The sequence below is a fragment of the Proteiniclasticum sp. C24MP genome (assembly GCF_043951855.1).
Taxonomy (GTDB): domain Bacteria; phylum Bacillota; class Clostridia; order Clostridiales; family Clostridiaceae; genus Proteiniclasticum.
The window spans coordinates 1-23,804 of record NZ_JBINJW010000034.1; the positions used below are offsets into that span (position 1 = coordinate 1).

38 protein-coding genes are annotated in these 23,804 nt (G+C 43.2%); all 38 read left to right on the plus strand.

Annotation, left to right across the window (positions count from 1 at the left end; all coding sequences use genetic code 11):
* The first annotated feature begins 200 nt into the window (after positions 1 to 200).
* Entirely contained in the window at positions 201 to 1,847 is a 1,647-nt protein-coding gene (locus ACHAL6_RS14470; RefSeq protein ID WP_395271382.1) for an ABC transporter ATP-binding protein, read from the plus strand.
* The gene (locus ACHAL6_RS14475; RefSeq protein WP_395271383.1) at positions 1,840 to 3,474 is read left to right on the plus strand and encodes an ABC transporter ATP-binding protein; all 1,635 of its coding nucleotides are present in this window, start codon (positions 1,840 to 1,842) and stop codon (positions 3,472 to 3,474) included. Before ACHAL6_RS14470 ends, ACHAL6_RS14475 begins: the two co-directional genes overlap by 8 nt.
* Before the next feature lie 442 nt (positions 3,475 to 3,916).
* A complete protein-coding gene (gene rpsJ, locus ACHAL6_RS14480) occupies positions 3,917 to 4,225 on the plus strand; it encodes a 30S ribosomal protein S10 (protein WP_207599305.1) in 309 nt (102 codons plus the stop codon).
* An 80-nt stretch (positions 4,226 to 4,305) separates the two neighbouring features.
* The gene (gene rplC / locus ACHAL6_RS14485; protein ID WP_395271384.1) at positions 4,306 to 4,932 is read left to right on the plus strand and encodes a 50S ribosomal protein L3; all 627 of its coding nucleotides are present in this window, start codon (positions 4,306 to 4,308) and stop codon (positions 4,930 to 4,932) included.
* Positions 4,933 to 4,957: 25 nt separating this feature from the next.
* Positions 4,958 to 5,578, plus strand: coding sequence for a 50S ribosomal protein L4 (rplD, locus tag ACHAL6_RS14490; protein ID WP_395271385.1), 621 nt, complete (start codon positions 4,958 to 4,960; stop codon positions 5,576 to 5,578).
* The gene (rplW, locus tag ACHAL6_RS14495) at positions 5,578 to 5,877 is read left to right on the plus strand and encodes a 50S ribosomal protein L23 (RefSeq protein ID WP_395271386.1); all 300 of its coding nucleotides are present in this window, start codon (positions 5,578 to 5,580) and stop codon (positions 5,875 to 5,877) included. The genes rplD and rplW overlap by 1 nt, the downstream gene beginning before the upstream one ends.
* 57 nt (positions 5,878 to 5,934) lie before the next feature.
* Positions 5,935 to 6,765, plus strand: coding sequence for a 50S ribosomal protein L2 (gene rplB, locus ACHAL6_RS14500; RefSeq protein WP_395271387.1), 831 nt, complete (start codon positions 5,935 to 5,937; stop codon positions 6,763 to 6,765).
* A gap of 70 nt (positions 6,766 to 6,835) precedes the next feature.
* The gene (rpsS, locus tag ACHAL6_RS14505; RefSeq protein ID WP_207599300.1) at positions 6,836 to 7,114 is read left to right on the plus strand and encodes a 30S ribosomal protein S19; all 279 of its coding nucleotides are present in this window, start codon (positions 6,836 to 6,838) and stop codon (positions 7,112 to 7,114) included.
* A 29-nt stretch (positions 7,115 to 7,143) separates the two neighbouring features.
* Complete coding sequence (gene rplV, locus ACHAL6_RS14510; RefSeq protein ID WP_395271388.1) at positions 7,144 to 7,479, plus strand: 50S ribosomal protein L22; 336 nt, start codon at positions 7,144 to 7,146, stop codon at positions 7,477 to 7,479.
* A gap of 20 nt (positions 7,480 to 7,499) precedes the next feature.
* Entirely contained in the window at positions 7,500 to 8,165 is a 666-nt protein-coding gene (gene rpsC / locus ACHAL6_RS14515; RefSeq protein ID WP_395271389.1) for a 30S ribosomal protein S3, read from the plus strand.
* Between the two features lie 30 nt (positions 8,166 to 8,195).
* On the plus strand, positions 8,196 to 8,630 hold the full coding sequence (rplP, locus tag ACHAL6_RS14520) for a 50S ribosomal protein L16 (RefSeq protein WP_395271390.1): 435 nt from the start codon (positions 8,196 to 8,198) through the stop codon (positions 8,628 to 8,630).
* Entirely contained in the window at positions 8,630 to 8,842 is a 213-nt protein-coding gene (rpmC, locus tag ACHAL6_RS14525) for a 50S ribosomal protein L29 (RefSeq protein WP_207599296.1), read from the plus strand. The genes rplP and rpmC overlap by 1 nt, the downstream gene beginning before the upstream one ends.
* 22 nt (positions 8,843 to 8,864) lie before the next feature.
* Positions 8,865 to 9,119: a 30S ribosomal protein S17 gene (rpsQ, locus tag ACHAL6_RS14530; protein WP_395271391.1), complete on the plus strand. Its 255-nt coding sequence runs from the start codon at positions 8,865 to 8,867 to the stop codon at positions 9,117 to 9,119.
* Between the two features lie 26 nt (positions 9,120 to 9,145).
* Positions 9,146 to 9,517, plus strand: coding sequence for a 50S ribosomal protein L14 (rplN, locus tag ACHAL6_RS14535; protein ID WP_207599294.1), 372 nt, complete (start codon positions 9,146 to 9,148; stop codon positions 9,515 to 9,517).
* An 18-nt stretch (positions 9,518 to 9,535) separates the two neighbouring features.
* On the plus strand, positions 9,536 to 9,850 hold the full coding sequence (rplX, locus tag ACHAL6_RS14540; RefSeq protein ID WP_207599293.1) for a 50S ribosomal protein L24: 315 nt from the start codon (positions 9,536 to 9,538) through the stop codon (positions 9,848 to 9,850).
* A 24-nt stretch (positions 9,851 to 9,874) separates the two neighbouring features.
* A complete protein-coding gene (gene rplE, locus ACHAL6_RS14545; RefSeq protein WP_395271392.1) occupies positions 9,875 to 10,420 on the plus strand; it encodes a 50S ribosomal protein L5 in 546 nt (181 codons plus the stop codon).
* 12 nt (positions 10,421 to 10,432) lie between these two features.
* On the plus strand, positions 10,433 to 10,618 hold the full coding sequence (locus tag ACHAL6_RS14550) for a type Z 30S ribosomal protein S14 (RefSeq protein ID WP_207599291.1): 186 nt from the start codon (positions 10,433 to 10,435) through the stop codon (positions 10,616 to 10,618).
* 28 nt (positions 10,619 to 10,646) lie between these two features.
* Positions 10,647 to 11,045, plus strand: a complete 399-nt coding sequence (rpsH, locus tag ACHAL6_RS14555) for a 30S ribosomal protein S8 (RefSeq protein ID WP_395271393.1) — start codon at positions 10,647 to 10,649, stop codon at positions 11,043 to 11,045.
* A gap of 39 nt (positions 11,046 to 11,084) precedes the next feature.
* A complete protein-coding gene (rplF, locus tag ACHAL6_RS14560; RefSeq protein WP_395271394.1) occupies positions 11,085 to 11,624 on the plus strand; it encodes a 50S ribosomal protein L6 in 540 nt (179 codons plus the stop codon).
* Between the two features lie 23 nt (positions 11,625 to 11,647).
* Positions 11,648 to 12,007, plus strand: a complete 360-nt coding sequence (rplR, locus tag ACHAL6_RS14565; RefSeq protein ID WP_395271395.1) for a 50S ribosomal protein L18 — start codon at positions 11,648 to 11,650, stop codon at positions 12,005 to 12,007.
* A gap of 17 nt (positions 12,008 to 12,024) precedes the next feature.
* Positions 12,025 to 12,522 carry a 30S ribosomal protein S5 gene (gene rpsE, locus ACHAL6_RS14570; protein WP_395271396.1) on the plus strand — a complete coding sequence of 166 codons (498 nt, stop codon included), beginning with the start codon at positions 12,025 to 12,027 and terminating at the stop codon, positions 12,520 to 12,522.
* 12 nt (positions 12,523 to 12,534) lie between these two features.
* On the plus strand, positions 12,535 to 12,714 hold the full coding sequence (gene rpmD / locus ACHAL6_RS14575) for a 50S ribosomal protein L30 (RefSeq protein WP_207599286.1): 180 nt from the start codon (positions 12,535 to 12,537) through the stop codon (positions 12,712 to 12,714).
* A gap of 23 nt (positions 12,715 to 12,737) precedes the next feature.
* On the plus strand, positions 12,738 to 13,178 hold the full coding sequence (gene rplO, locus ACHAL6_RS14580; protein WP_395271397.1) for a 50S ribosomal protein L15: 441 nt from the start codon (positions 12,738 to 12,740) through the stop codon (positions 13,176 to 13,178).
* On the plus strand, positions 13,178 to 14,455 hold the full coding sequence (gene secY, locus ACHAL6_RS14585; RefSeq protein ID WP_395271398.1) for a preprotein translocase subunit SecY: 1,278 nt from the start codon (positions 13,178 to 13,180) through the stop codon (positions 14,453 to 14,455). Before rplO ends, secY begins: the two co-directional genes overlap by 1 nt.
* Positions 14,456 to 14,479: 24 nt before the next feature.
* Positions 14,480 to 15,130, plus strand: a complete 651-nt coding sequence (locus ACHAL6_RS14590) for an adenylate kinase (RefSeq protein ID WP_395271399.1) — start codon at positions 14,480 to 14,482, stop codon at positions 15,128 to 15,130.
* Complete coding sequence (gene map, locus ACHAL6_RS14595; RefSeq protein ID WP_395271400.1) at positions 15,127 to 15,876, plus strand: type I methionyl aminopeptidase; 750 nt, start codon at positions 15,127 to 15,129, stop codon at positions 15,874 to 15,876. Before ACHAL6_RS14590 ends, map begins: the two co-directional genes overlap by 4 nt.
* Before the next feature lie 64 nt (positions 15,877 to 15,940).
* Positions 15,941 to 16,213, plus strand: coding sequence for an RNA-binding protein (locus ACHAL6_RS14600; protein ID WP_395271401.1), 273 nt, complete (start codon positions 15,941 to 15,943; stop codon positions 16,211 to 16,213).
* 7 nt (positions 16,214 to 16,220) lie between these two features.
* Positions 16,221 to 16,439, plus strand: coding sequence for a translation initiation factor IF-1 (gene infA, locus ACHAL6_RS14605; RefSeq protein WP_207599281.1), 219 nt, complete (start codon positions 16,221 to 16,223; stop codon positions 16,437 to 16,439).
* A gap of 18 nt (positions 16,440 to 16,457) precedes the next feature.
* Entirely contained in the window at positions 16,458 to 16,571 is a 114-nt protein-coding gene (gene rpmJ, locus ACHAL6_RS14610; RefSeq protein ID WP_003373491.1) for a 50S ribosomal protein L36, read from the plus strand.
* Between the two features lie 48 nt (positions 16,572 to 16,619).
* On the plus strand, positions 16,620 to 16,988 hold the full coding sequence (gene rpsM, locus ACHAL6_RS14615) for a 30S ribosomal protein S13 (protein WP_395271402.1): 369 nt from the start codon (positions 16,620 to 16,622) through the stop codon (positions 16,986 to 16,988).
* A 12-nt stretch (positions 16,989 to 17,000) separates the two neighbouring features.
* Positions 17,001 to 17,402 (plus strand): 30S ribosomal protein S11, encoded by a 402-nt coding sequence (rpsK, locus tag ACHAL6_RS14620; protein WP_207599279.1) that lies wholly within the window; start codon positions 17,001 to 17,003, stop codon positions 17,400 to 17,402.
* Between the two features lie 93 nt (positions 17,403 to 17,495).
* Positions 17,496 to 18,443 carry a DNA-directed RNA polymerase subunit alpha gene (locus ACHAL6_RS14625; RefSeq protein WP_395271403.1) on the plus strand — a complete coding sequence of 316 codons (948 nt, stop codon included), beginning with the start codon at positions 17,496 to 17,498 and terminating at the stop codon, positions 18,441 to 18,443.
* 14 nt (positions 18,444 to 18,457) lie between these two features.
* Entirely contained in the window at positions 18,458 to 18,799 is a 342-nt protein-coding gene (gene rplQ, locus ACHAL6_RS14630) for a 50S ribosomal protein L17 (RefSeq protein WP_312650475.1), read from the plus strand.
* 150 nt (positions 18,800 to 18,949) lie between these two features.
* Positions 18,950 to 19,816, plus strand: coding sequence for an energy-coupling factor transporter ATPase (locus ACHAL6_RS14635; protein ID WP_395271404.1), 867 nt, complete (start codon positions 18,950 to 18,952; stop codon positions 19,814 to 19,816).
* Entirely contained in the window at positions 19,801 to 20,670 is an 870-nt protein-coding gene (locus ACHAL6_RS14640; protein ID WP_395271405.1) for an energy-coupling factor transporter ATPase, read from the plus strand. The genes ACHAL6_RS14635 and ACHAL6_RS14640 overlap by 16 nt, the downstream gene beginning before the upstream one ends.
* On the plus strand, positions 20,663 to 21,478 hold the full coding sequence (locus ACHAL6_RS14645) for an energy-coupling factor transporter transmembrane component T family protein (protein WP_395271406.1): 816 nt from the start codon (positions 20,663 to 20,665) through the stop codon (positions 21,476 to 21,478). The genes ACHAL6_RS14640 and ACHAL6_RS14645 overlap by 8 nt, the downstream gene beginning before the upstream one ends.
* Before the next feature lie 62 nt (positions 21,479 to 21,540).
* Positions 21,541 to 22,284: a tRNA pseudouridine(38-40) synthase TruA gene (gene truA / locus ACHAL6_RS14650; protein ID WP_395271407.1), complete on the plus strand. Its 744-nt coding sequence runs from the start codon at positions 21,541 to 21,543 to the stop codon at positions 22,282 to 22,284.
* 280 nt (positions 22,285 to 22,564) lie between these two features.
* Positions 22,565 to 23,689, plus strand: coding sequence for a diguanylate cyclase domain-containing protein (locus ACHAL6_RS14655; protein WP_395271408.1), 1,125 nt, complete (start codon positions 22,565 to 22,567; stop codon positions 23,687 to 23,689).
* The last annotated feature ends 115 nt before the right edge of the window (positions 23,690 to 23,804 follow it).

The following is a 23,804-nucleotide window of genomic DNA, read 5'->3' on the forward strand; positions in this document are numbered from 1 at the left end:
CAGGACAGTACATGAATTGGAAACTGTCAGAGGATGAAGAGATTTATCCTCTGGCAGTTTTTTTATGCTCCGATTACCAAAGGCGATGCAGATTTTCATAAAAGAGTGCTGAAAATGATACCGAATCGACATCCTATGATGTATAGATATAGTATACTAAAAGTTGAATGAAACAAAATCACATTAAACTGGAGGGTGAAATGACTGAACTGCTGAAACAGGACCGGAAAGGATTCATAAAATATCTCATAGGCTGCGGGATACTCATCACCGAATACATTCTGACGAATCTTGCCATCGCTGAAATAGCAGGGGTGGTTCAGACACAGAATGTGGATGATCTCCTGAAGTACAGCATCTTTGCGCTGCTGGCGTTCATCTATGCAGCGCTTATCTTCATTACGTCAAGACTGCTTCGCATCGGATTCATGAGAGACACGACGCTTAGAATCAGGATGGAAGCCTTCAAGAACATCATGACGAAAACCACCAGAAGCTTCAACAGAAAACTGAGAAATGAATATATATCGAACCTGGTCAACGACATCAATACCTTTGAAGGGAAATACTTTCATGCGCTCCTGAATCTCTTCTTCGGTGCTTCCATCTATTCCGTGAGTCTTGTGATTCTGTTTTTTCTGGACTATAAACTGGCTCTTATGATGCTGGTGGTGTCTCTTCTGGTCTTTTTCATTAACAGGTCCTTCCAGAAGAGGACCATTACGATGCAGGAGGAAGTGCAGAAAAGCAATGAGGAGTTCACGGTGAATGTCTCAAACACTTTTTCGGGCCTGGAGATTCTGAAGCTGAACCGCATTGAGGACAGGTTTCTTCTGAATTCCATGAAGGAAACGGACAGGCTGGAAAGAAGAAAGGCGAACTATTTCATCTTCACCTTCTGGCAGGGACGCTTCTCCAATTTTCTGGGGTTCATCACCACCATCCTGATTCTCTACTATGTCATTTCCTCGGCGGAGGAAGGCTTCAACCTGGCAAGGCTCATGTTCACATACAGCATGGCCAGTTCCACCATCTGGCCCATCACGGAAATCATGCCGCTCTTCAATGTGCTGAAATCCAATGCCACCATCATCGAGAATATTCTGAAGAAAGATGGGGACAGTGAGAAGACGGATGAGACACTGAATTATGCCTTTGATCGGGACATCGAGATCAGAAATCTTTCTTTCAGCTATGAGGATAAGATTGTGCTGAAAGATGCGAATCTAAGAATAGAGAAGGGGAAGAAGTACCTTCTGAAAGGACACAGCGGGGCTGGTAAATCCACCCTGATCAATCTGCTCTCCAAAGTCTATGAGCATTATCAGGGAGAAATCCTTGTGGATGGTGTGGATCTGAAAAAGATCAGAGAAGACAGCTTCAACGAGCATGCGAGTTTCATCTACCAGGATGTGTTTCTCTTTGAGGACACCATAAGGAACAACATCGCCTTGTTCCGAGAATATCCGGAAGCTGAGATGGAAAATGCTGTGGAAGGGTCTGGGCTCAAATCTCTCCTTGAGAAGAAAGACCAAGGTCTTTCCGAAGTCATCGAGGAAAACGGAAAGAATCTCTCCGGTGGGGAACGTCAGAGAATTTCCATTGCCAGAGCCATCATCCGTAAACCGCAGATTCTATTTGCAGACGAAGTGACTTCCGCTCTGGATGAAACGCTGGGGAGACATGTGGAAGATACGATACTTTCTCTGGATACCACCGTCATTGCCATCTCTCATAGATTCTATAAAGGGGTTTCCGAAAAATACGATTACGTCATAGAAATCGTCAATGGCGGCATCACCCTGAAAACCATGGAAGCGTATCTAGAGGGGGTGCAGTATGAATAAGGTCTATAAGAAGACATTCGGGCTGCTCCTTGCAGCGCTTTTCGTGGGGCTCCTCTCCAGTGGGATCAACGGATATATGAGCCTGCTCATGAGAGATCTGGTGGATCTGACCTTTGTTCCCGGAAAAGCCGGATTCATGGACATCGCCATGAAACTTCTCTTTTTCGCCTTCATTCTCTTTCTCATGCAGACACTGCTTTCTGTCATGAAAGGGTATTACAGAAGAAAGACGAATCTGAATCTCAAAACGCATTATCTTCGAGGTGTCTTTCAGAAAAACATCAATGAATTCAACAGGGAAAGCACTGCGAAGTATGTATCCCACATCACCAATGATCTGAACACCATTGATCTGGACTATATAGACGGAATTTTCGAGCTGGCGCTGGCCTTCATTTCCTTCTTTGTCATCATCATTGTCATCGGAGGAATCAATATCGAGATTCTCGGAATCATCATGGTGGTGGCGGTGGTTATGGGATTTCTTTCCAATGCGCTGTCAGGACCTGTGAAGAAGCTTTTCATTGAAAGAAGTGGGCTCTATGAGAAGTACACCGGCTATCTCAGCGAGGTTCTGAATGCGTTCAGAATCATCAGAGTGAACAATCTCTATGACAGAATCGAGCATAATTTCAGAGACCGTAGTCTTCACCTGCAGCAGAAAAGTTACCAGATCGAGAAGACCTCCACCTTCATCTATGCATTGCAGAACTTCACCATCAATCTGACGGTGCTCATTGTCATTTCGGTTTCGGTCTACTACACGATCCTTGGTAAACTCAGTTTTGGAGGGGTCATCCTGATCCTTTCCAACTTCCAGTCCCTTATAGGTCCTTTCCAGAGGGCAAGTGAGCTCTTTCCGAAAATCGTCAGTGCGAAGAATCTCTTCAAGACACTGGATGCTTCGCTCAAGAACCGGGAAATCTCGGAGGAGCATATCGATATAGACGGATTCAGAGACAGGATTAAACTGGAGGATGTTTCCTATGCCTATGGGGAAAACAGAGTGCTGGAAGAGGTGAATGTTTCCATTAGAAAAAACGGTAAATATCTCATCGTGGGTCCTAGTGGTGGAGGAAAATCGACGCTTCTCAAACTGCTCAGAAAGTATTTTGGTCCTGATCAAGGGAAGATTCTTGTGGATGGACAGAATCTCAGCGAGATCACCAAGGAAAGTTTCTTCCGAAGCATCTCCAATGTGGAGCAGCAGGTGTTCATGTTTGATGATACTCTGAAGAATAATCTCACGCTTTACAGAGACATTCCGGAAGAGAAACTTAGACAAGCGATCAGAGAAGCGGGGTTATGGACTTTTGTCGAGAAACTGCCTCGAGGGCTGGATACAGTCATCGAAGACAACGGTCGAAATATTTCAGGTGGAGAGCGGTCGAGAATCGCCATCGCCAGAGCGCTTCTGAATGAATCGGATATTCTGATCCTGGACGAAGCGTTTCAGAGCCTTGACTATGAGACCGCCAGGGAAATAGAGAACACGATTCTTTCCCTGGAGCACCTGACTGTGCTGAATGTCAGTCACATCATCATCTCGGAGAACCGGAAACTGTATGATGCTGTCCTCTATGTGGATAACAGAAAAGTGGAGGTTCGGGAGCACCAGGGAAATTAAAACGCATCCAGCGAAAAAGTAATGGAATGTAAACAGTTCTAGTAACGAATCAGCCGGAGTTTCTCCGGTTTTTTCATTGAATTCATATAATTGCTGAATAACCGGATTATTTTTCCGATTTGTTTGAAATGATAGGAGAAAATCAGTATAATAATAAGGATGTTCAATTGAGGTGAAAAAAACTTTTATGGATTTGGATTTTCAATTGAATAGGTGGCTATAATGTAGTATAATATTATAGTTACAGCGAACAGCAATGATTCAAGAGGTTGCTGGACTATACAGGTAATTCTTGATGAGCATGTCAGGTCACGAACCCGGCGAGGGTACCCTGACTAGTATTTGGTGCGGACTCAAATGATGAAACACCCGGTACAGTTTACGGATATCCGCTGTTGTGCGAAAGAAGTATAACGTACAAAGAAAAGAAGGAGGTAACAAAATGGCAAAACAGAAGATCAGAATCAGACTAAAGGCTTTTGATCACAGCGTGCTTGATGCATCAGCTGAAAGAATTGTTGAGACTGCAAAGTCTTCAGGGGCAAAGGTTGTAGGACCAGTTCCACTACCAACTGAGAAGGAAATCATCACAATTCTGAGAGCGGTACATAAGTACAAGGATTCAAGAGAACAGTTTGAGATCAGAACACACAAGAGACTAATCGACATCGTCAACCCATCACCAAAGACAGTTGATGCGCTGATGAGATTAGATCTGCCTGCTGGTGTTGATATCGAAATTAAGCTGTAGGAATAGTTTATAGTTAACTCTATGAACTGTTATGACCGCATAGCAATATGCGATCCGCTAATAAGTTTGGAGGTAAGAAAATGAAAAAAGCAATTATGGGTACCAAAATTGGTATGACCCAGATATTTGATGAAAATGGAAAAATTGTTCCAGTAACTGTCGTTGAAGCTATGCCGAATGTTGTCGTTCAGATCAAGACAACTGAAAAAGAAGGCTATGATGCAATTCAGGTTGGTTACGGTGAAATCAGAGAGAAGCTTGTGAACAAGCCAAGACAGGGTCAGTTCAAGAAGGCTGGCGTTGGCGTGAAGAGACTTCTTAAGGAATTCAGACTTGAAGAAAACAACTATGAAGTTGGTGCTGAAATCAAGGTTGATACTTTCGAAGCTGGAGAGAAGATCGACGTTTCCGGACTCTCAAAGGGTAAAGGATTCGCTGGTGTTATCAAGAAGTGGAACTTCCATATCGGACCAAAGTCTCATGGATCCAAATTCCATAGAGCGGTAGGTTCCATGGGAGCATCATCCTCACCATCCAGAACATTCAAGAACAAGAAGATGCCTGGAAGAATGGGACATGTGAATACAACAGTATTAAATCTAGAAATAGTAAAAGTAATGCCAGAAAAGAATGTAATTCTGATCAAGGGTGGTATCCCAGGACCAAACAAGAGTGTGGTTGTTATCAGAAATTCAGTCAAGGCATAAATCTTAAGTGAAAGGAGGATACAAAATGCCTACAGTAGGATTATTCAATATTGAAGGAAAAAAGGTTGGAGATGTATCTCTTAATGAGAAAGTATTCAACGTTGAAGTTAATAAAGCAGTACTACATCAAGTAGTAGTAGCGCAACTTGCCAATAAGAGACAGGGAACACAGTCTGCGAAAACCAGATCTGAGGTCAGAGGTGGTGGAATCAAGCCATGGAGACAGAAGGGAACTGGTAGAGCAAGACAGGGGTCCATCAGATCACCACAATGGGTTGGCGGTGGTATCGTATTCGCGCCAAAGCCAAGAGATTACAGAGTTTCACTTCCTAAGAGCATGAGAAGAGTGGCTATGAAGTCCGCTTTAACAGCTAAGGTAATGGAAAACGAAATGATCGTTCTTGAAAATCTGGAATTTGATGCACCAAAGACAAAGGACATGGTAAACATGCTTAAAGCATTCGATGTGAAGAAAGCGCTTATCATCACTTCTGAGTCAAACGAGAACGTGTACAAGTCAGGAAGAAATGTTGAAGGAATTCAGGTTATGCCTGTAAACAACATCAACGTTTATGATCTTCTGAAGTACGACAATCTCATCATTACACAGGATGCAGTATCTAAGCTCGAGGAGGTGTACGCATAATGAAAAAGTTAACAGTTTACGATATCATCAGAAAACCTGTTATCACAGAAAAGTCCATGGCTGCCATGGCTGAAAAGAAGTACACATTTTTAGTACATCCTGAAGCTAACAAGGTAGAAATCAAGAAGGCCGTTGAAGCGGTATTCGGCGTCAAGGTTTTTGACGTGAAGACCATGAACTCCCTTGGTAAGGTCAAGAGAATGGGCGTTCATATCGGTAAAAGATCCGACACAAAGAAAGCTATCGTTACATTGACAGAAGATAGCAAGACCATCGAGTTCTTCGACAACATGAACTAGGATGTGTCCATTATTGGTTTCTTAAACCAGAGAAGATAATTAAGGAGGAAAGCTAGTATGGCTATTAAGAGTTATAAACCGACCACCCCTTCAAGAAGAAATATGACCAGCAATGCGTTTGTGGAAATCACTACAGACAAACCAGAAAAGTCACTTCTTGTAGCTAAGAACAGAACCGGTGGTAGAAATGCCCAGGGTAAGATCACTGTTAGACATCGTGGTGGCGGTGCTAAGAGAAAGTACAGAATCATAGATTTCAAGAGAAATAAAGATGGGATTCCAGCAAGAGTTTCAACAATCGAATACGATCCAAACAGATCCGCATTCATCGCGCTTGTTGTATACGCTGATGGTGAGAAGAGATACATCCTTGCTCCACTAGGAGTAAAGGTAGGAGATGTTCTTGTTTCCGGTAAGGATGCAGACATCAAGGCTGGTAACGCACTTCCACTTCAGAACATTCCAGTAGGTACCTTCATCCACAACATCGAGCTTGCAGCTGGTAAGGGTGGACAGATGGTAAGATCCGCTGGTACTTCCGCACAGCTTATGGCGAAGGAAGGAAACTATGCAACACTCAGACTTCCATCAGGAGAAATGAGATATGTAAGAATCGAATGTAGAGCGACCATCGGTACTGTTTCCAACACCACCCACGAGATCATCAAGATCGGTAAGGCTGGTAGAAAGAGACATATGGGTATCAGACCTACAGTAAGAGGTTCCGTAATGAACCCGGTTGACCATCCACACGGTGGTGGTGAAGGTAAGGCTCCAATAGGAAGACCTGCACCAGTTACTCCATGGGGTAAGCCAGCACTTGGATACAAGACAAGAAAGAACAAGAAGTATTCAGACAGACTTATCATCAAGGGAAGAACAAAGTAGGAAGAATTCTCTTCCTTACAGGAAGAGCCTCTTCTACTAACTTATAATTTCCGAAGGGAGGAAAATAAACGTGAGTAGATCAGTAAAGAAGGGACCTTTTGTAAAAGAAGGCCTATTGAAGAAGATAATTGAAATGAACAAGGCTAAGGAAAAGAAAGTCATTAAGACTTGGTCAAGAAGCTCAACAATTTTTCCAGAAATGATTGGGCACACCATCGCAGTTCATGACGGAAGAAAGCATGTACCAGTCTATATCTCAGAAGATATGGTTGGACACAAGCTTGGTGAGTTCGCACTAACAAGAACTTACAGAGGTCATGTAAGTGAGAAAAAGTCAAAGATGAGATAATTTTATCGTAATCGAAAGGAGGATCATTAATGGAAGCTAGAGCTATTAACAAGTATGTGAGAATGTCACCATTAAAGGTTAGAATCGTTCTTGATTTAATCAGAGACAAGAATGTAACTGACGCCATGGCAATTCTTGAGCATACACAGAAGGATGCGGCTGTTGTAATCAACAAAGTATTGAAGTCAGCAGTAGCCAATGCAGAAAACAATCTTGAATTAGATAGAGATTCCCTTTATGTATCTGAAGCTTACTGTGGACCAGGGCCAACTCTTAAGAGATTCCAGCCACATGCACAGGGAAGAGCATTCAGTATCATGAAGAGAACTACACATATCACAGTAGTGGTAAAAGATAGAGCTTAGAAAAAGGAGGTAATTAAATAGTGGGACAGAAAGTAAATCCACACGGACTCAGAGTTGGTGTAATTAAAGACTGGAACGCAAGATGGTATGCAGATAAGAAGACATTTGCAGCAAACATCCTTGAAGACCAGAAAATAAGAGAATTCTTAAAGAAGAGACTATTCAACGCTGGTATTTCCCAGGTTGAAATTGAAAGAGCAGCCAAGAGAATCAAGATCAACATCCATACCGCAAAGCCAGGAGTGGTAATCGGTAGAGGTGGATCAGGAATCGATCAGCTGAAGAAAGATATGATGCCTCTAGTAGAAGGAAAGACTCTTTTACTGAACATCGTAGAAGTAAGAAATGTTGACGGAGATGCTCAGCTGATGGCTGAAAACATTGCAGCACAGCTGGAAAAGAGAATTTCCTTCAGAAGAGCTATGAAGCAGACAATCCAGAGATCCATGAGATCACCTGGTGTAAAGGGTGTAAAAACCATGTGTGCTGGTAGACTAGGCGGAGCTGAAATCGCTAGAAGCGAAACATACCGTGAGGGAACAATTCCGCTGCAGACATTAAGAGCGGACATCCAGTACGGATTTGCAGAAGCCAATACCACCTATGGTAAGATCGGAGTAAAGGTTTGGGTCTATAAAGGTGAAGTGCTTCCTACAAAGAAGACAAAGGAAGTTGCTAACGCATAATAGTATAGACTAAGAAAGGAGGAATTCGACATGTTAATGCCTAAGAGAGTTAAGCGTCGTAAGGTTCAGAAGGGCAGAATGAAGGGAAAAGCTACCAGAGGTAATTTCCTTGCTTATGGAGATTTTGGAATACAAGCAACTGAATGTGGATGGATCACATCCAACCAGATTGAATCTGCCAGAATTGCGATTAACAGATATATTAAAAGAGGAGGAAAACTTTGGATTAAGATTTTCCCCGATAAGCCAATAACAGAAAAGCCAGCAGAAGTAAGAATGGGATCCGGTAAGGGTAACGTTGAGTACTGGGTGGCAGTTGTTAAGCCTGGAAGAGTTCTGTTTGAACTTTCAGGAGTTGACGAAGAGAAGGCAAGAGAAGCTATGAGACTTGCTCAGCACAAGCTTCCTGTTTCTACCAAGTTCGTCACAAGAAGAGATTTTGAAGAAATGGGTGGTGAAGAATAATGAAGGCTAAAGAGTTAAAGAATTTAAGAGCTGGCAGCTCCGAAGATCTTTCAGCAAAGCTTCATGATCTTAAGGAAGAACTTTTCAATCTAAGATTCCAGTTAGCTACTGGACAGCTTGAAAACCCTATGAGAATTAAAGAAGTAAGGAAGTCCATCGCTCAGATTAAAACCATCATTAGAGAAGAAGAGATTAAGGCTGTTAGCAATTAATCCGTGAAAGGAGGTCAACTATATGGAAAGAAATAACAGAAGAACCAGAGTAGGCACAGTCGTATCAGACAAAATGGAAAAGACCATCGTTGTTGCGGTAAAGACTAAGGTAAGACATCCACTCTACGGTAAAACAATGAACAGAACAGTGAAGTTCAAGGCTCATGATGAAAATAATGAAGCAGAATACAATGACACAGTAATGATCATGGAAACAAGACCTTTATCTAAGGATAAGAGATGGAGACTTGTGGAGATCATTGAAAAGGCTAAGTAGCATATATAGCTGAAAGGAGGTAAATCATGATTCAACAGCAGACCATGCTTAAGGTTGCAGATAATTCTGGAGCTAAGGAGATCATGTGTATAAAGGTACTCGGCGGTACAAGAAGAAGATATGCCAGAGTAGGAGATATTATCGTTGCTAGCGTTAAGAGTGCAACACCAGGCGGAGTTGTTAAAAAGGGTGAAGTCATCAAGGCGGTTGTAGTTAGAACTGTTAACTCAACCAAGAGATATGACGGAACTTACATAAGATTCGATGAAAACGCAGCAGTAATCATTAAAGATGATAAAACACCAAGAGGTACCCGTATTTTCGGGCCAGTTGCAAGAGAACTTAGAGAAAAGGAAACATTCTCTAAAATACTATCTCTAGCACCTGAAGTTCTTTAGAAGGAGGGTGGCTAAGAGATGAAGGTACATGTTAAAAAGAATGATAAAGTTATGGTAATTTCCGGTAAGGACAAGGGTAAGGTATCCGAAGTCATTTCCGTTTTACCAAAGGTTGGCAAGGTGCTTGTAAGAGACGTCAACGTCGTGAAGAAGCACACAAAACCAAGCAGATCAAACATGCAAGGCGGAATCATTGAGACGGAAGCTCCAATATTCAGCTCCAAGGTAATGCTTTACTGTGACAAGTGCAAAGCTGTTACAAGAATTGCAAAGAAGATCACAGAAGATGGAACAAAAGTAAGAGTCTGCAAGAAGTGCGGAACCGTACTTTAGTAAATATTGAAAGGAGGACCATTGATGATTTCAAGATTACAGGAAGTTTATAATGAACAAGTCGTTCCAAAGATGATGGAAAAGTTTTCCTACAAGAATGTAATGGAAGTACCAAGACTTGAGAAAATTGTAATAAATATGGGTGTTGGTAAGGCAAAGGAAAATGCGAAGATTCTAGAATCCGCAGTTGCTGACCTGACCCTGATCGCAGGACAGAAGCCAGTTATCACAAGAGCTAAGAAGTCTGTTGCGAACTTTAAGCTAAGAGAAGACATGCCAATTGGATGCAAGGTTACTTTAAGAAAAACCCAGATGTTCCAATTTGCTGATAAGCTGATCAATATCGCTCTTCCAAGAGTAAGAGACTTTAGAGGAGTATCTGACAAGTCATTTGACGGAAGAGGAAACTACTCTATCGGAATTAAGGAACAGCTTATATTCCCGGAAATTGAGTATGATAAGGTTGATTCAATCAGAGGAATGGATATCGTATTCGTAACTACAGCGAAGACAGATGAAGAAGCACGAGAACTTTTAAGGTTCCTCGGAATGCCATTTGCTCAAAAATAAGGAGGGAAAATCGTGGCACGTAAGGCTATAATAGAAAAATGGAAAAAAGATCCAAAGTACCCAACACAGGCTTATACCAGATGTAATTTATGCGGAAGACCTCACTCAGTACTGAAGAAGTATGGTATCTGCAGAATCTGTTTCAGAGAACTCGCATACAAGGGAGAAATTCCTGGTGTGAAGAAAGCAAGCTGGTAAAACTTATTTAGTGAAAGGAGGCAATTAAATGGTTATGACTGATCCTATAGCAGACCTTCTAACTAGAGTTAGAAATGCGAATTCTGCTAGACATGAAGTTGTAGAAGTACCATCTTCTAAAGTAAAGAAGGCGGTTGCAAATATATTACTTGAAGAAGGATACGTAAAGGGAATTGAGGAGTACAACGACGGTGTTGTTCCGATGATGAGAATCGCCCTGAAGTATGGTAGCAACAAAGAAAGAGTTATCACTGGTTTAAAGAGAATTTCTAAGCCAGGCCTGAGAGTATACTGTAAAGCTGAAGAAGTACCTAAGGTCCTGAACGGACTTGGTGTTGCTGTAATATCAACATCACAGGGTGTTTTAGCGGATAGAGAAGCAAGAAAGCTTGGACTAGGTGGAGAAGTAATCTGCTACATCTGGTAGTAAATAGGTTGCTATCTTAAATAACAGGAGGTTAGATGAATGTCAAGAATTGGTAAAATGCCAATAGCAATTCCTGCCGGAGTAACCTTTGATGTAACACCAGAAAATGTTGTAACAGTAAAGGGACCTAAGGGCACACTGGAAAAAGCTATGCACAAAAATATCAAATTAAACGTTGAGGATGGTCAGATCGTTGTGACCAGACCAAACGATGAAAAAGAAAACAGAGCACTTCACGGACTTGTGAGATCTCTGGTTAACAATATGGTTGTAGGAGTTTCAGAAGGATATCAGAAGACACTTGAACTTGTAGGTGTGGGTTACAGAGCTCAGCTGCAGGGCAAGAAGCTTGTTATGAATCTTGGGTTCTCCCATCCAGTTGAGTTTGATGCTATTGATGGTATCGAGTTCGAAATCGTAAGCCCAACTAAGCTGATCGTAAGAGGAATCGACAAGGAACTTGTTGGTGACGTAGCTGCTGATATCAGAGCTTGGAGAAAGCCAGAGCCATATAAGGGCAAGGGTATCAAGTTCGAAGGCGAAGTGATCAGACGTAAAGTTGGTAAGACTGGTAAGTAGAATTAAGAAAGGAGTGAACCTTAATGTTCAAAAAGGAAGATAAAAGAGCGAATAGAGTAAGACGTCACGCTAGAGTTCGTAAGAAGATCAGCGGAACATCTGAAAGACCTAGACTTTCTGTTTACAGAAGTGAAAAAAACATCTATGCTCAAATCATCGATGATGTGAACGGAGTAACACTTGTTTCTGCTTCATCAGTTGATAAGGATTTTGATGGAGTTGGAAGCAATAAGGATGCAGCCGCTAAGGTTGGAGTTCTAGTTGCAAAGAAGGCGCTTGATAAGGGCATCAAAGCAGTAGTATTCGATAGAGGTGGATTCATTTATCACGGAAGAATCGAAGCACTGGCTGCAGCAGCAAGAGAAGCTGGACTAGAATTTTAAAAAAGGAGGAAACAATTTTGAAAATAGATCCTAGCACACTAGACCTAAAAGAAAAAGTTGTTAACATAGGTAGAGTAACTAAAGTTGTTAAGGGTGGTAGAAATTTCAGATTCGCAGCTCTTGTAGTTGTCGGAGATGAGAATGGCCACGTTGGAGTAGGAATGGGTAAGTCCATTGAAATTCCAGAAGCGATCAGAAAAGGCGTCGAAGATGCGAAGAAGAATCTGGTAGAAGTCAAGATCGATGGAACCACTGTTCCTCATCAGATCAACGGTATATTCGGTAAAGGCAATGTTGTAATCATGCCTGCATCTGAAGGTACTGGAGTCATCGCCGGTGGACCAGCCAGAGTAGTACTTGAACTTGCAGGCCTTAAGGATGTAAGAGCGAAGTCACTGGGATCCAACAACCCAAGCAACATGGTGAAAGCTACAATTAATGGACTATCAAATCTTAAGACTGCAGAGGAAATCGCAGCATTAAGAGGAAAGTCTGTTGAAGAAATATTAGGATAGGAGGGGTTTGACTTGTCTAAAATTAAGGTAACACTAAAGAGAAGCTTAATTGGTAGAAAGAAGGACCATATTGCAACTGCCAAGGCACTTGGACTTTCCAAGATTGGTAAGAGTATGGAACATAATGATACTCCTCAAGTTAGAGGTATGATCAAAAAGATCGAATATCTTCTACTAGTAGAAGAAGCGTAAAAGTAAGAGGAGGTGTACAGAATATGAAACTTCATGAGTTAAAGCCTGTAGAAGGCTCAAGAAAAGCTCAAAAGAGAGTTGGTAGAGGTACCGGTTCAGGACTCGGAAAGACTTCCGGTAGAGGTGAGAACGGCCAGAATTCAAGATCAGGTGGAGGTAAGAGACCAGGTTTTGAAGGTGGACAGATGCCACTATACAGAAGACTTCCAAAGAGAGGTTTTACCAATATTTTTGCAAAGCAGATCGTTGAGGTTAACGTTGAAAGACTTAACATTTTCGAGAACGGAACAGAAGTAACGGAAGCCCTGCTAAAGGAACGAGGAGTTGTTTCAAAGACTCTTGACGGCGTCAAGATCCTAGGAAACGGAGAACTTACAAAGTCCCTGACAGTTAAAGTAAGTAGATTCTCAAAATCAGCACAGGAGAAGATAGAAGCTGCTGGAGGAAAAGTTGAGGTGATTTAATGTTACAGACGCTGAAGAATGCTTGGAAACTACCAGACTTAAGAAGAAGAATACTGTTCACAGTATTTATAGTTTTCATTTTTAGACTGGGTAACTTTATACCTGTCCCTAACATCAATACGGACGCGTTACAGGACCTGGCAAATTCACAGACACTGGTCGGCTTTTATGATCTGATTTCAGGTGGTGCGTTTAGCAGCTTTAGTATTTTCGCTATGGGTGTTACACCATACATCAACGCATCGATCATTATGCAGCTGATGAACGTAATAATCCCAAAATTAGAACAGCTTTCAAAAGAAGGACAGGAAGGAAGAGCAAAGATACAGAACTATACCAAGTATCTTGCAGTAGCCATTGGTGCGGTTCAGGCTTACGGTACTTATGTACTGATCTATAATGCCGGAGCAGTAGCAGATGACTCACTTCTCAACACAGTCCTCATCGTCATGACATTACTATCCGCTTCCATGTTCCTGATATGGCTGGGAGACAGAATTACAGAGAAGGGAATCGGTAACGGTGTATCCGTTCTGATCTTCATCAATATCGTGTCTCGTATTCCAGTGATGGCAACTCAGGTTGGCGTCCTGTACTCAGGTGGATCGGTCGACATCGTCATGATGACACTATTCATACTTGCCATGGTCGCTCTTTTCGTTGGAACCGTAGCCTTCTCCCTCGGAGAAAGAAGAATTCCGGTTCAGTATTCAGGAAGAGTATCTGGCACGAAACAGATCAAAGGACAGTCTTCACATATTCCAGTAAGTGTAAGCTCAGCGTGTGTAATTGCAATTATCTTTGCAATGTCCGTTATGCAGTTCCCAGCCACACTGGCAGAGTTCTTTAGAAACTCCACAGTGCTGAACTGGTTGACTACAAGCGACTGGAGCGTATTTAAAGTGAATTCCATAGGATATGCAGTAATGTATGTTGTTCTGGTAATTTTCTTTGCAGTGTTCTATACACAGATCACCATGAAGCCAGAAGATATGGCGGAAAACATGGCTAAGTCCGGTGGATATGTTGCCGGAATCAGACCAGGTGTAGCAACAGCGAAATATCTGGAGAAGATCCTGACTAAAGTTGCAGTAATCGGCGGAAGCTTCGCGGCACTCATTGCAGTATTCCCTATCATCCTTGAAGGATACACACCATTCAAAGGTCTAGCCTTCGGTGGTACAGTCATCTTCATCATGGCAGGTGTAGCACTGGATACAATGAGACAGCTGGAATCACAGCTTGTTATGAGACATTACAAAGGGTTTCTTAAATAGTAATAATATTTGGAGATGATACCGTTGAGAATTATTTTATTGGGTCCCCCGGGCGCCGGTAAAGGCACCCAGGCACAGTCTATAAGTAACAAGTATGTGATTCCCCATATTTCCACTGGAGATATCTTCAGGATGAATATTGCGGAGGGAACAGAACTTGGAGTACTGGCCAAAAGTTACATGGATAAGGGGCTTCTTGTCCCGGACGATGTAACCATCAACCTTGTAAAAAGCAGACTGAAGGAAAAAGACACAAAGAATGGATTTTTGCTTGACGGATTTCCAAGAACCATACATCAGGCCGAAGTCTTAGAAGAGCTTTTGGCAGAGGATCATGAAGCAATCGAAACAGCACTGCTGATCAAGGTACCCAGAGCGTTTATTATAAAAAGGATGACCGGCAGAAGGGTATGTCCCAACTGCGGCGCTTCCTACCATTTGGAGTTTAATCCACCGATGATTTCTCAAATCTGCGATGACTGCGGATCCAAGCTGATCCAAAGAGAAGATGACAAGAAGGAAACCGTGCTGGAAAGACTGGAGATTTATGATTTCCAGACCAAGCCTCTCATCGATTACTATGAAAGAAAAGGAATCCTGAAAGAGGTAGATGGAACAAAGGCCATAAATGAGGTCTTTGAGGAGATTATAAGTATACTAGGAGACAATAAATGATCATTATAAAAAACAACAGGGAAATTGAATTCATGAAAGAGGCAGGAAAGCTGGTGGGAGAAACCCTGAATCTGGTGGAGAAAAACATTAGACCAGGTATTTCCACATTGGCACTGGACAAAATCTGTGAAGAATTTATAATAAGGAGTGGAGCAATTCCATCCTTCAAGAATTACAACGGATTTCCAGGTTCCATATGCGCTTCTGTGAATGAAGTCGTGGTTCATGGCATACCCAGTAGGGAGAAGATCCTTTCAGAAGGAGATATCATAACCATCGACTGTGGAGCGTTTCTGAACGGGTTTCATGGTGATGCTGCCAGAACCTTTAAGGTCGGGCAGGTCAGCGAAGAAGCGGAAAAGCTTATAAGAGTGACAGAAGAGAGTTTCTTCAAAGGCGTGGAAAAGGCACAGATTGACCAGAGACTGGGCGATATTTCAAGTGCCATACAAGAGCACATTGAATCCAACGGATTAAGTGTGGTAAGAGATTTCACCGGTCATGGAATCGGTAGAGACCTCCATGAAGGTCCAAGTATTCCCAACTATGGCGTAGCACATAGGGGACCGAAGCTGAGGGCGGGTATGGCGCTGGCCATTGAACCCATGGCAAATCTTGGTTCTTATCATGTGAAAGTACTGGAAGACAACTGGACAGCGGTAACACGAGACGGAAAATGGTCTGCACAGTATGAAAACACGGTGATTATCACAGAGGACGGACCTTATATCACGACACTTGTTTAGGAGTTGAAGCCTGTTGCTTCAATGAAGTATTGGTTGAATCTCTTATTAAACGGGAGTTGAGTAATTGGACAAAGAGTTGATCGGACTTATTGTAAAATCAAAAAAGGGAAGAGACATCGGGAAGTACTACATCATTGAAAGGGTCATCGACCCGTTTCATGTGGCCCTCATTGATGGTCAGAAGTTTGATTTTAAAAGACAAAAAAGAAAGAACAGAAAACATCTTTGTATTATTACAAAAGCAGAAGAGGAAATAATTCAGGGAATTATGAATCAAGAGGAACGATGCTTAAAAAATATAATCAGGCGTTTGGCGCTTGAGGCAAAGGAGGTATGATTACCTTATGTCAAAAGAAGATGTTATAGAGATGCAGGGAGTGGTGAAAGAATCCCTTCCCAACGCACAATTTGTGGTGGAACTGGAAAGCGGTCACGTCATAAATGCACATCTCTCAGGAAAGTTAAGAATGAACTTTATCAGAATTCTTCCAGGGGACAGAGTGACACTAGAGCTTAGTCCATACGATCTTACAAAAGGACGTATAACCTGGAGAGCAAAGTAATTAAGGAGGGTTAGCGAGATGAAAGTTAGACCATCAGTTAAGCCTATTTGCGAAAAGTGCAAAGTCATAAAGAGAAAAGGCAGGGTTATGGTAATTTGTGAAAACCCTAAGCACAAGCAAAAGCAGGGCTAAGAAAAAAAAGTAATGAATTTTCAAATATACCAGGAGGTGTAGAGTTTAATGGCAAGAATATCAGGTGTTGACTTACCAAAGTCCAAAAGAATTGAAGTAGGTCTTACATACATTTATGGCATCGGTTTATCTACTGCAAGAAACATCCTCAAGGAAACAGGTGTCAACGGAGATACCAGAGTGAAGGATCTTTCAGAAGAAGACGTAAATGCGATCAGAGAATACATTGTTAAGAGTGTCAAGGTCGAAGGTGACCTGAGAAGAGAAGTAGCGCTGAACATCAAGAGACTTGTTGAAATCGGATGCTACAGAGGAATCAGACACAGAAAGGGTCTTCCCGTAAGAGGACAGAAGACTAAGACCAATGCAAGAACAAGAAAGGGTCCTAAGAAGACCATCGCTAATAAGAAGAAGTAAGGAGGGAAGAACATGGCAGCAGCTAAGAACAACAAAAGAGTAATTAGAAGAAGAAGAGATAAGAAGAACATTGAACATGGACAAGCTCATATCCAGTCAACTTTCAATAACTCCATTATTACAATCACAGATGCAGCAGGTAATGCGCTTTCCTGGTCAAGCTCAGGATCATTAGGATTCAGAGGTTCAAGAAAGAGCACACCATATGCTTCCCAGATGGCGGCAGAAACTGCGGCTAAGGCGGCAATGGAGCACGGTTTAAAGAGTGTTGAAGTTTACGTTAAGGGACCTGGTTCAGGTAGAGAAGCAGCGATCAGATCACTGCAGGCTGCAGGACTTGAAATTACACTTATCAAGGATGTCACACCAATTCCACATAATGGATGCAGACCTCCAAAGAGAAGAAGAGTATAGTTTCAAAGCGGCTGGTTACCTGGGCGATAGATCCGGGAGCTGGAATCAGAAGCCCTCGAATAGTTGCCAATATTCTTTAGGAGGGTCATATAAATGTTTGAAATTGAAAAGCCAAAGATTCAGTGTGTAGAAACAAGCGAAGATGGGACCTATGGTAAGTTCGTAGTAGAACCATTAGAAAGAGGCTATGGAATTACTTTAGGTAATGCATTGAGAAGAATGCTTTTATCCTCACTGCCAGGTGTTGCACCTACATCCGTCAAGATTGACGGAATACTTCATGAGTTTTCATCAGTTCCAGGAGTCAGAGAAGACGTAACAGAGCTTATTCTGAACCTCAAGGGACTGTTCATCAAGATGAATGGAGAAGGCCCCAGAAAGATCTATATAGATGCCAAGGGACCTGGTGTGGTTACAGCAGGAGACATCAAGACCGATGGAGATGTGGAGATCGTCAATAAGGATCTATACATCGCCACACTGGAAGAGGATGCAAAGCTGTATGTTGAAATCAATGTGGATAGAGGTAGAGGATATGTTTCTCAGATGAGAAACAAGGCTGAAGGCCTGGCCATATCTACTATTCCAATGGATTCAATATATACCCCTGTGAAGAGAGTAAACTTTACAGTGGATAATACAAGAGTCGGACAGGTTACAGACTACGACAAGCTGACTCTTGAAATATGGACCAATGGTACCATTTTGACAGAAGAAGCCATAAGTCTTGCTGCAAAAGTACTTATTGAGCACTTTAAGCTGTTCATGACACTGACCAATCATGCAAACGACGTTGAAGTGATGATTGAGAAGGAAGATGACAAGAAAGAGAAGGTTCTGGAGATGACCATCGAGGAACTGGATCTATCCGTCAGATCCTACAACTGTCTGAAGAGGGCAGGTATCAATACCGTACATGAGCTTACAGAAAAGACCATGGATGATATGATGAAGGTAAGGAATCTAGGAAAGAAATCTCTCGAAGAAGTCGAGAGAAAGTTAAAGGACTTGGATTTATCCTTAAAGTCCACTGACGAGTAAAGGAGGTAAGTTAAATGGCTACATTAAGAAAACTTGGTCGTCCAACCGACCAGAGAACTGCTATGCTGAGAAGTCTTGTTACAAACTTCTTAAAGCATGGTAGAATAGAAACTACATTCTACAGAGCTAAGGAAACAAAGAACATCGCTGAAAAGATGATCACTCTTGCTAAGAGAGGAGACCTTCATGCGAGAAGACAGGTACTTAGCTATGTTCACGAAGAAGAAGTAGTGAAGAATCTGTTTGACAATATCGCGCCAAAGTATGCTGAGAGAAACGGTGGTTACACCAGAATCTACAAAGCAGGCCCAAGAAGAGGCGACGGTGCTGAAAAGGCAATTCTGGAACTGGTTTAATAGTAAAGAGGAAGTATAACTTCCCTTTGAATGAAGTAAGGGGATTAAGGAAACTTAGTCCCCTTTTTCAGTTAAACATGATAATATAAAGTGATAAGTAGTAAAGACAGCAGGTGATCTGTCTTTAGTGCTTATCTTAGGAGGGTCAATATGGAGAGTAAAAGCAATAGAGAAGAGAAAGAAATGATCAGAGCTGTGGACCTTACCCATTATTATGATGATGGTCCTGAAGGAGAGAAGGAATATTCTCTTCGCGGCGTCAATATCACCGTAAAAGAAGGCGAATTTGTGGTGGTTCTCGGACACAACGGTTCAGGAAAATCCACCTTCGCAAAGCATATGAATGCACTGCTTCTGCCTGCAGGAGGAAAAATCTACATTGATTCCATCGATGCCACGGACCCGGAGAATACCTGGGAAGTGCGAAAAAGAGCGGGTATGGTGTTCCAGAATCCGGACAACCAGATGGTGGCCACCGTGGTGGAAGAAGATGTGGCCTTTGGCCCAGAAAATCTGGGGGTGGAACCTTCTGAAATCAGAAAGAGAGTGGACAAGTCGCTGAAAGAAGTGAATATGTACGAATACAGAAAGCATGCACCGCATCTTCTGTCCGGTGGACAGAAGCAGAGGGTGGCCATTGCAGGAATCATTGCCATGCGTCCGAAAATCATCATCCTGGATGAGCCTACAGCCATGCTGGACCCTTCAGGAAGAGAAGAGGTCATGAAGACCATCCGGCAGCTCAATGAAGAGTACAACATCACCATCGTGCACATCACCCACTTCATGGAAGAGGCGGTGCAGGGGGATCGGATCGTCGTCATGGAAGAAGGGAAGATCATCATCGATGACACACCTCGTAATGTATTCAAGAATGTGGAGCTTCTCAAGTCCATAGGACTGGATGTCCCACAGGTGACGGAACTGGCGCATGAACTGATCAAAGATGGTGTTCCTCTTGAGGAAGGGATACTAAATATAGAAGAAATGGTGGAGGCAATATGTCAATTAAAATAGAAAATCTGACTCATGTATATATGCCTAAAACACCTTTTGAAACCATTGCCCTGGACAACATCAATCTGGAGCTGGACGAGGGGAAGTTTTATGCGCTCATCGGGCATACAGGTTCAGGAAAGTCCACACTGATTCAGCATCTCAATGGTCTTCTGAAGCCTACTTCAGGTAAAATCATCATCGACGGCATGGATATCACCGACAAGAAGACCGTCATGAGCGATGTGCGCAAGAAGGTGGGGCTGGTTTTCCAGTATCCGGAATATCAGCTGTTTGAAGAAACCATCGAAAAGGATATCGCCTTCGGCCCCAAGAATCTGGGCCTCGATGACGAAGAAGTGTCAAAGCGCGTGAAAAGAGCCATGGATATGGTGGGTCTGGATTATGAAAAATACAAGGACCTGTCTCCTTTCGAGATTTCAGGCGGACAGAAGCGACGCGTCGCCATTGCCGGCGTTGTGGCCATGGAGCCCAAGGTGCTGATTCTGGATGAACCCATCGCAGGACTTGACCCCAGAGGAAGAGATGCCATCCTTCATCAGCTGAAGAAGCTCCATGAGGAATACAAGCACACGGTTATCCTTGTGACCCACTCCATGGAAGATGTGGCGGATGTGGCGGAAGAGGTCATCGTCATGAGCGATGCGAAGATCATGATGAAGGGAACGCCAAGGGAAGTCTTCACAAAGATCGACATGCTGGAAGAAGTGGGTCTGGGTGCACCTCAGATCACCTATCTCATGAGAGCCCTGAAGGAAAAAGGCATTCCTGTAAGAGAGGATATCTTCACTGTGGCAGAAGCCAGGGAAGAAATCAGAAAGTATCTTGCAAAAGGGGGTCAGAAACATGATTAAGAACATCACCATAGGACAATATATTCCTGGAGAATCCTTCATCCATAAGCTGGACCCCAGGACGAAGATTCTGATTTCCATTCTGTTCATCGTGAACCTGTTTCTGGTGCAGAATTTCACGGCGTACCTGCTCATCCTGGGCTTCATACTGCTTATGGTTCGCGTGGCGAAGCTCTCACCCAAGTATCTGTATAAGGGTGTGAAACCCGTATTCGTGCTGATCCTGTTCACGGCATTTCTCAACATGTTCGTGACCAAGGGCACGCAGGATACGCTGCTCCTTGATTTCTGGATCTTCAAGATCTACAGGGAAGGTGTCTATCAGGCACTGTTTATGACTTTCAGACTGGTGTTCCTCATCATGGGTACATCCATTCTGACCCTGACCACTTCCCCCATCGAGCTGACGGACGGCATCGAAAGTCTTCTGAAACCTTTCAAGAAGATCGGGGTGCCTGCCCATGAGCTGGCCATGATGATGAGCATCGCCCTTCGATTCATTCCGACCCTCATGGATGAGACGGATAAGATCATGAAGGCGCAGATGGCAAGAGGTGCGGATTTCGAGTCCACCAATATCATCAAGAAGGCGAAAAGCCTGATTCCGCTCCTGGTACCGCTGTTCATCTCTTCCTTCCGAAGAGCGGAGGAGCTGGCCATGGCCATGGAAGCCAGAAGCTACAGAGGTGGCGAAGGCAGAACCAGAATGAAGCAGCTGAAGTACAATCCGAGGGATTTCGGAGCTTTTGCGATTTTCGCAGTGCTTGTGATCCTCACATTCAGTCTGCGCTACACGAATCTGTTCTAATGAACTGAAGAAGAGACCATTTCTTGGAAAGGAAATGGTCTTTCCCATACAAGGAGGAAGAAATGAAAATTTTACTCTATGTGGAATATGACGGAACTGCTTTCCACGGATATCAGAGGCAGAAGGAAGTGCGGACCGTGCAGGAGGAGCTGGAGAAAGCGCTGAGCATGCTTCTTGGGGAGGAAATCAGTGTATCGGGCTCCTCAAGAACCGATGCAGGGGTCCATGCCAGAAGATATCCTGTTTCTTTTGAGACGAGGGGAAACATACCTCCGGAGAAAATCGCAGTGGCGCTGAACCAGTATCTACCGGAGGATCTGAAAGCCCAGGAATCTCGAGCGGTGCAGAAGGAATTTGATGCACGCTTTCATTCCAGAGGCAAGACCTATTCCTACCGCTTTCTGAGAAGAAGTCAGCCTTCCGCGCTCTATCGCAATTACGCCTATCTTGTTCGACAGGAGCTGGATCTTCTGAAAATGAAGGAGGTGGCGGAGGCGTTTCTGGGGACCCACGATTTCACCGGTTTCCGCTCCGTAGGAAGCTCCGATCCCAATCCGGTGAAGGACATGAGAGATATACGCATTGTGGAGGAAGGCGAGTTTCTGGTGCTCTACATCACCGCATCGGGCTTTCTCTATAACATGGCAAGAATCATTGCAGGCACGCTGCTCGATGCTGGAAACGGGAGAATCACAAGGCAAGAGGTGATATCCATCCTGGAATCCGGTCAGCGGGGGAAATCCATGGTCCTTCCACCCTGGGGGCTCTATCTGGAAAAAGTCTATTATGAAGAAAACGATCTGTAGCATCTGAGCTGCTAGTGGAGACTGCGTCGTCGGTCTCCGGTTTTTTTTGTCGGAAAGTGCGTCTTCTTCCATGGAAAAAGGTGAATGCATCTTTCAAAACTGATGAATAATCTGGAAATTCGCAGGAAATCCCCTGTATTTCATTGATTCTCTGAAATTATTTTGATATCCTTACAATACAAATATATATGCGCGTTGGATTGTGCTCGGAATCAGAATCACTCGATGATGAATAGTCGAGAGATCCTATTCTGAACGCTTCGGGACAGGAGTAAGTATTATGGATTATCTTGTACAGTTTCAGATCAATATCTTTGCCTTATTCATTCTGCTCAGTCTCTATCTGTTTGTCCGGATCTCGACGATAAGAACATTCAGCAGCAGGCTGTTAAGGGTTCTTATCGTGGCTACAGCGGTTTCCATCATCATGGAGCCTCTTACATGGATCTTTGACGGAATGCTCTTCAGAGGAGCGTTTCTGCTTGAATACGGCACGAACTTCCTGCTCTTTCTTCTGGGGCCGGTCATCGGGGGTCTCCTGCTTTCCTATATGGATTACAGGACCTACAAGAATCCCAGAAGAGTCCGGGAAAGATTCTATTACCAGCAGGTATCCTTTCTTACGTTTCTGCTGCTTGTTGTGAACATCTTCCTACCCATCTACTTTTCTGTAAACCCTGTGACCAACAGCTTCAGCAGCGGGGACTACAAGGAGATTCACTATGTCGTGCTGGCGGGATTCTACATCTACATGCTGTATTTCATTCTACGGAGCAGAAGGAAGATCACCAGGAAGGAGTCGATGATTTTCATCCTCTGCTTTCTTCTGCCGATCATCGGCATGGTGATACAGCTTTACGATTCCAAACTGCACTTTTCATGGACCTCCATCGTCATAGGACTCATGATCATCTATGTGTTCCTGGAGACCACTCCTTCGGAGGAGGATTATCTCACAAAGCTCTATAACAGAAAGAACTATGAAAGTCAGCTGAACTATTTTGTGCAGATCCGAAAGCCCTTTGGGGTGGTGATCTTTGATCTTAATTATTTCAAGGAAATCAATGACAGTTATGGTCATCAGAAGGGAGATGAAGTCCTCATCGCTTTCGGGCAGGCTCTGAAGAAGACCTTTGACCGGTATGGACTGGTGTCGAGACTCGGAGGAGATGAGTTTGCCGTCATCATTGATGGACAGTATGACAGTATCGAATTTCTCATCGAAGAACTGACCGGTGCTTTATCGCATCATGAGGATCCCCTGGTGAATAAACTGGAGTTCAGTTTCGGGTATCAGAAACATCAGGAAAGTATTTCTCTGGATGAGCTCTACAATCTTGCGGATCATAAAATGTATGCACACAAGCAGCGCATCAAAAAAAGCCAGATGATGCAGAACGGATAAGCTGGTGAAGTAAGCGATACTGACTGAGTCTGCAAGAAAAATGGCGAATTGAAGGGCTGATTTCATCAGCCTGAAGCGTGCCTGTTTTTCCGGAAAAGTTAATATTTTGTATTTG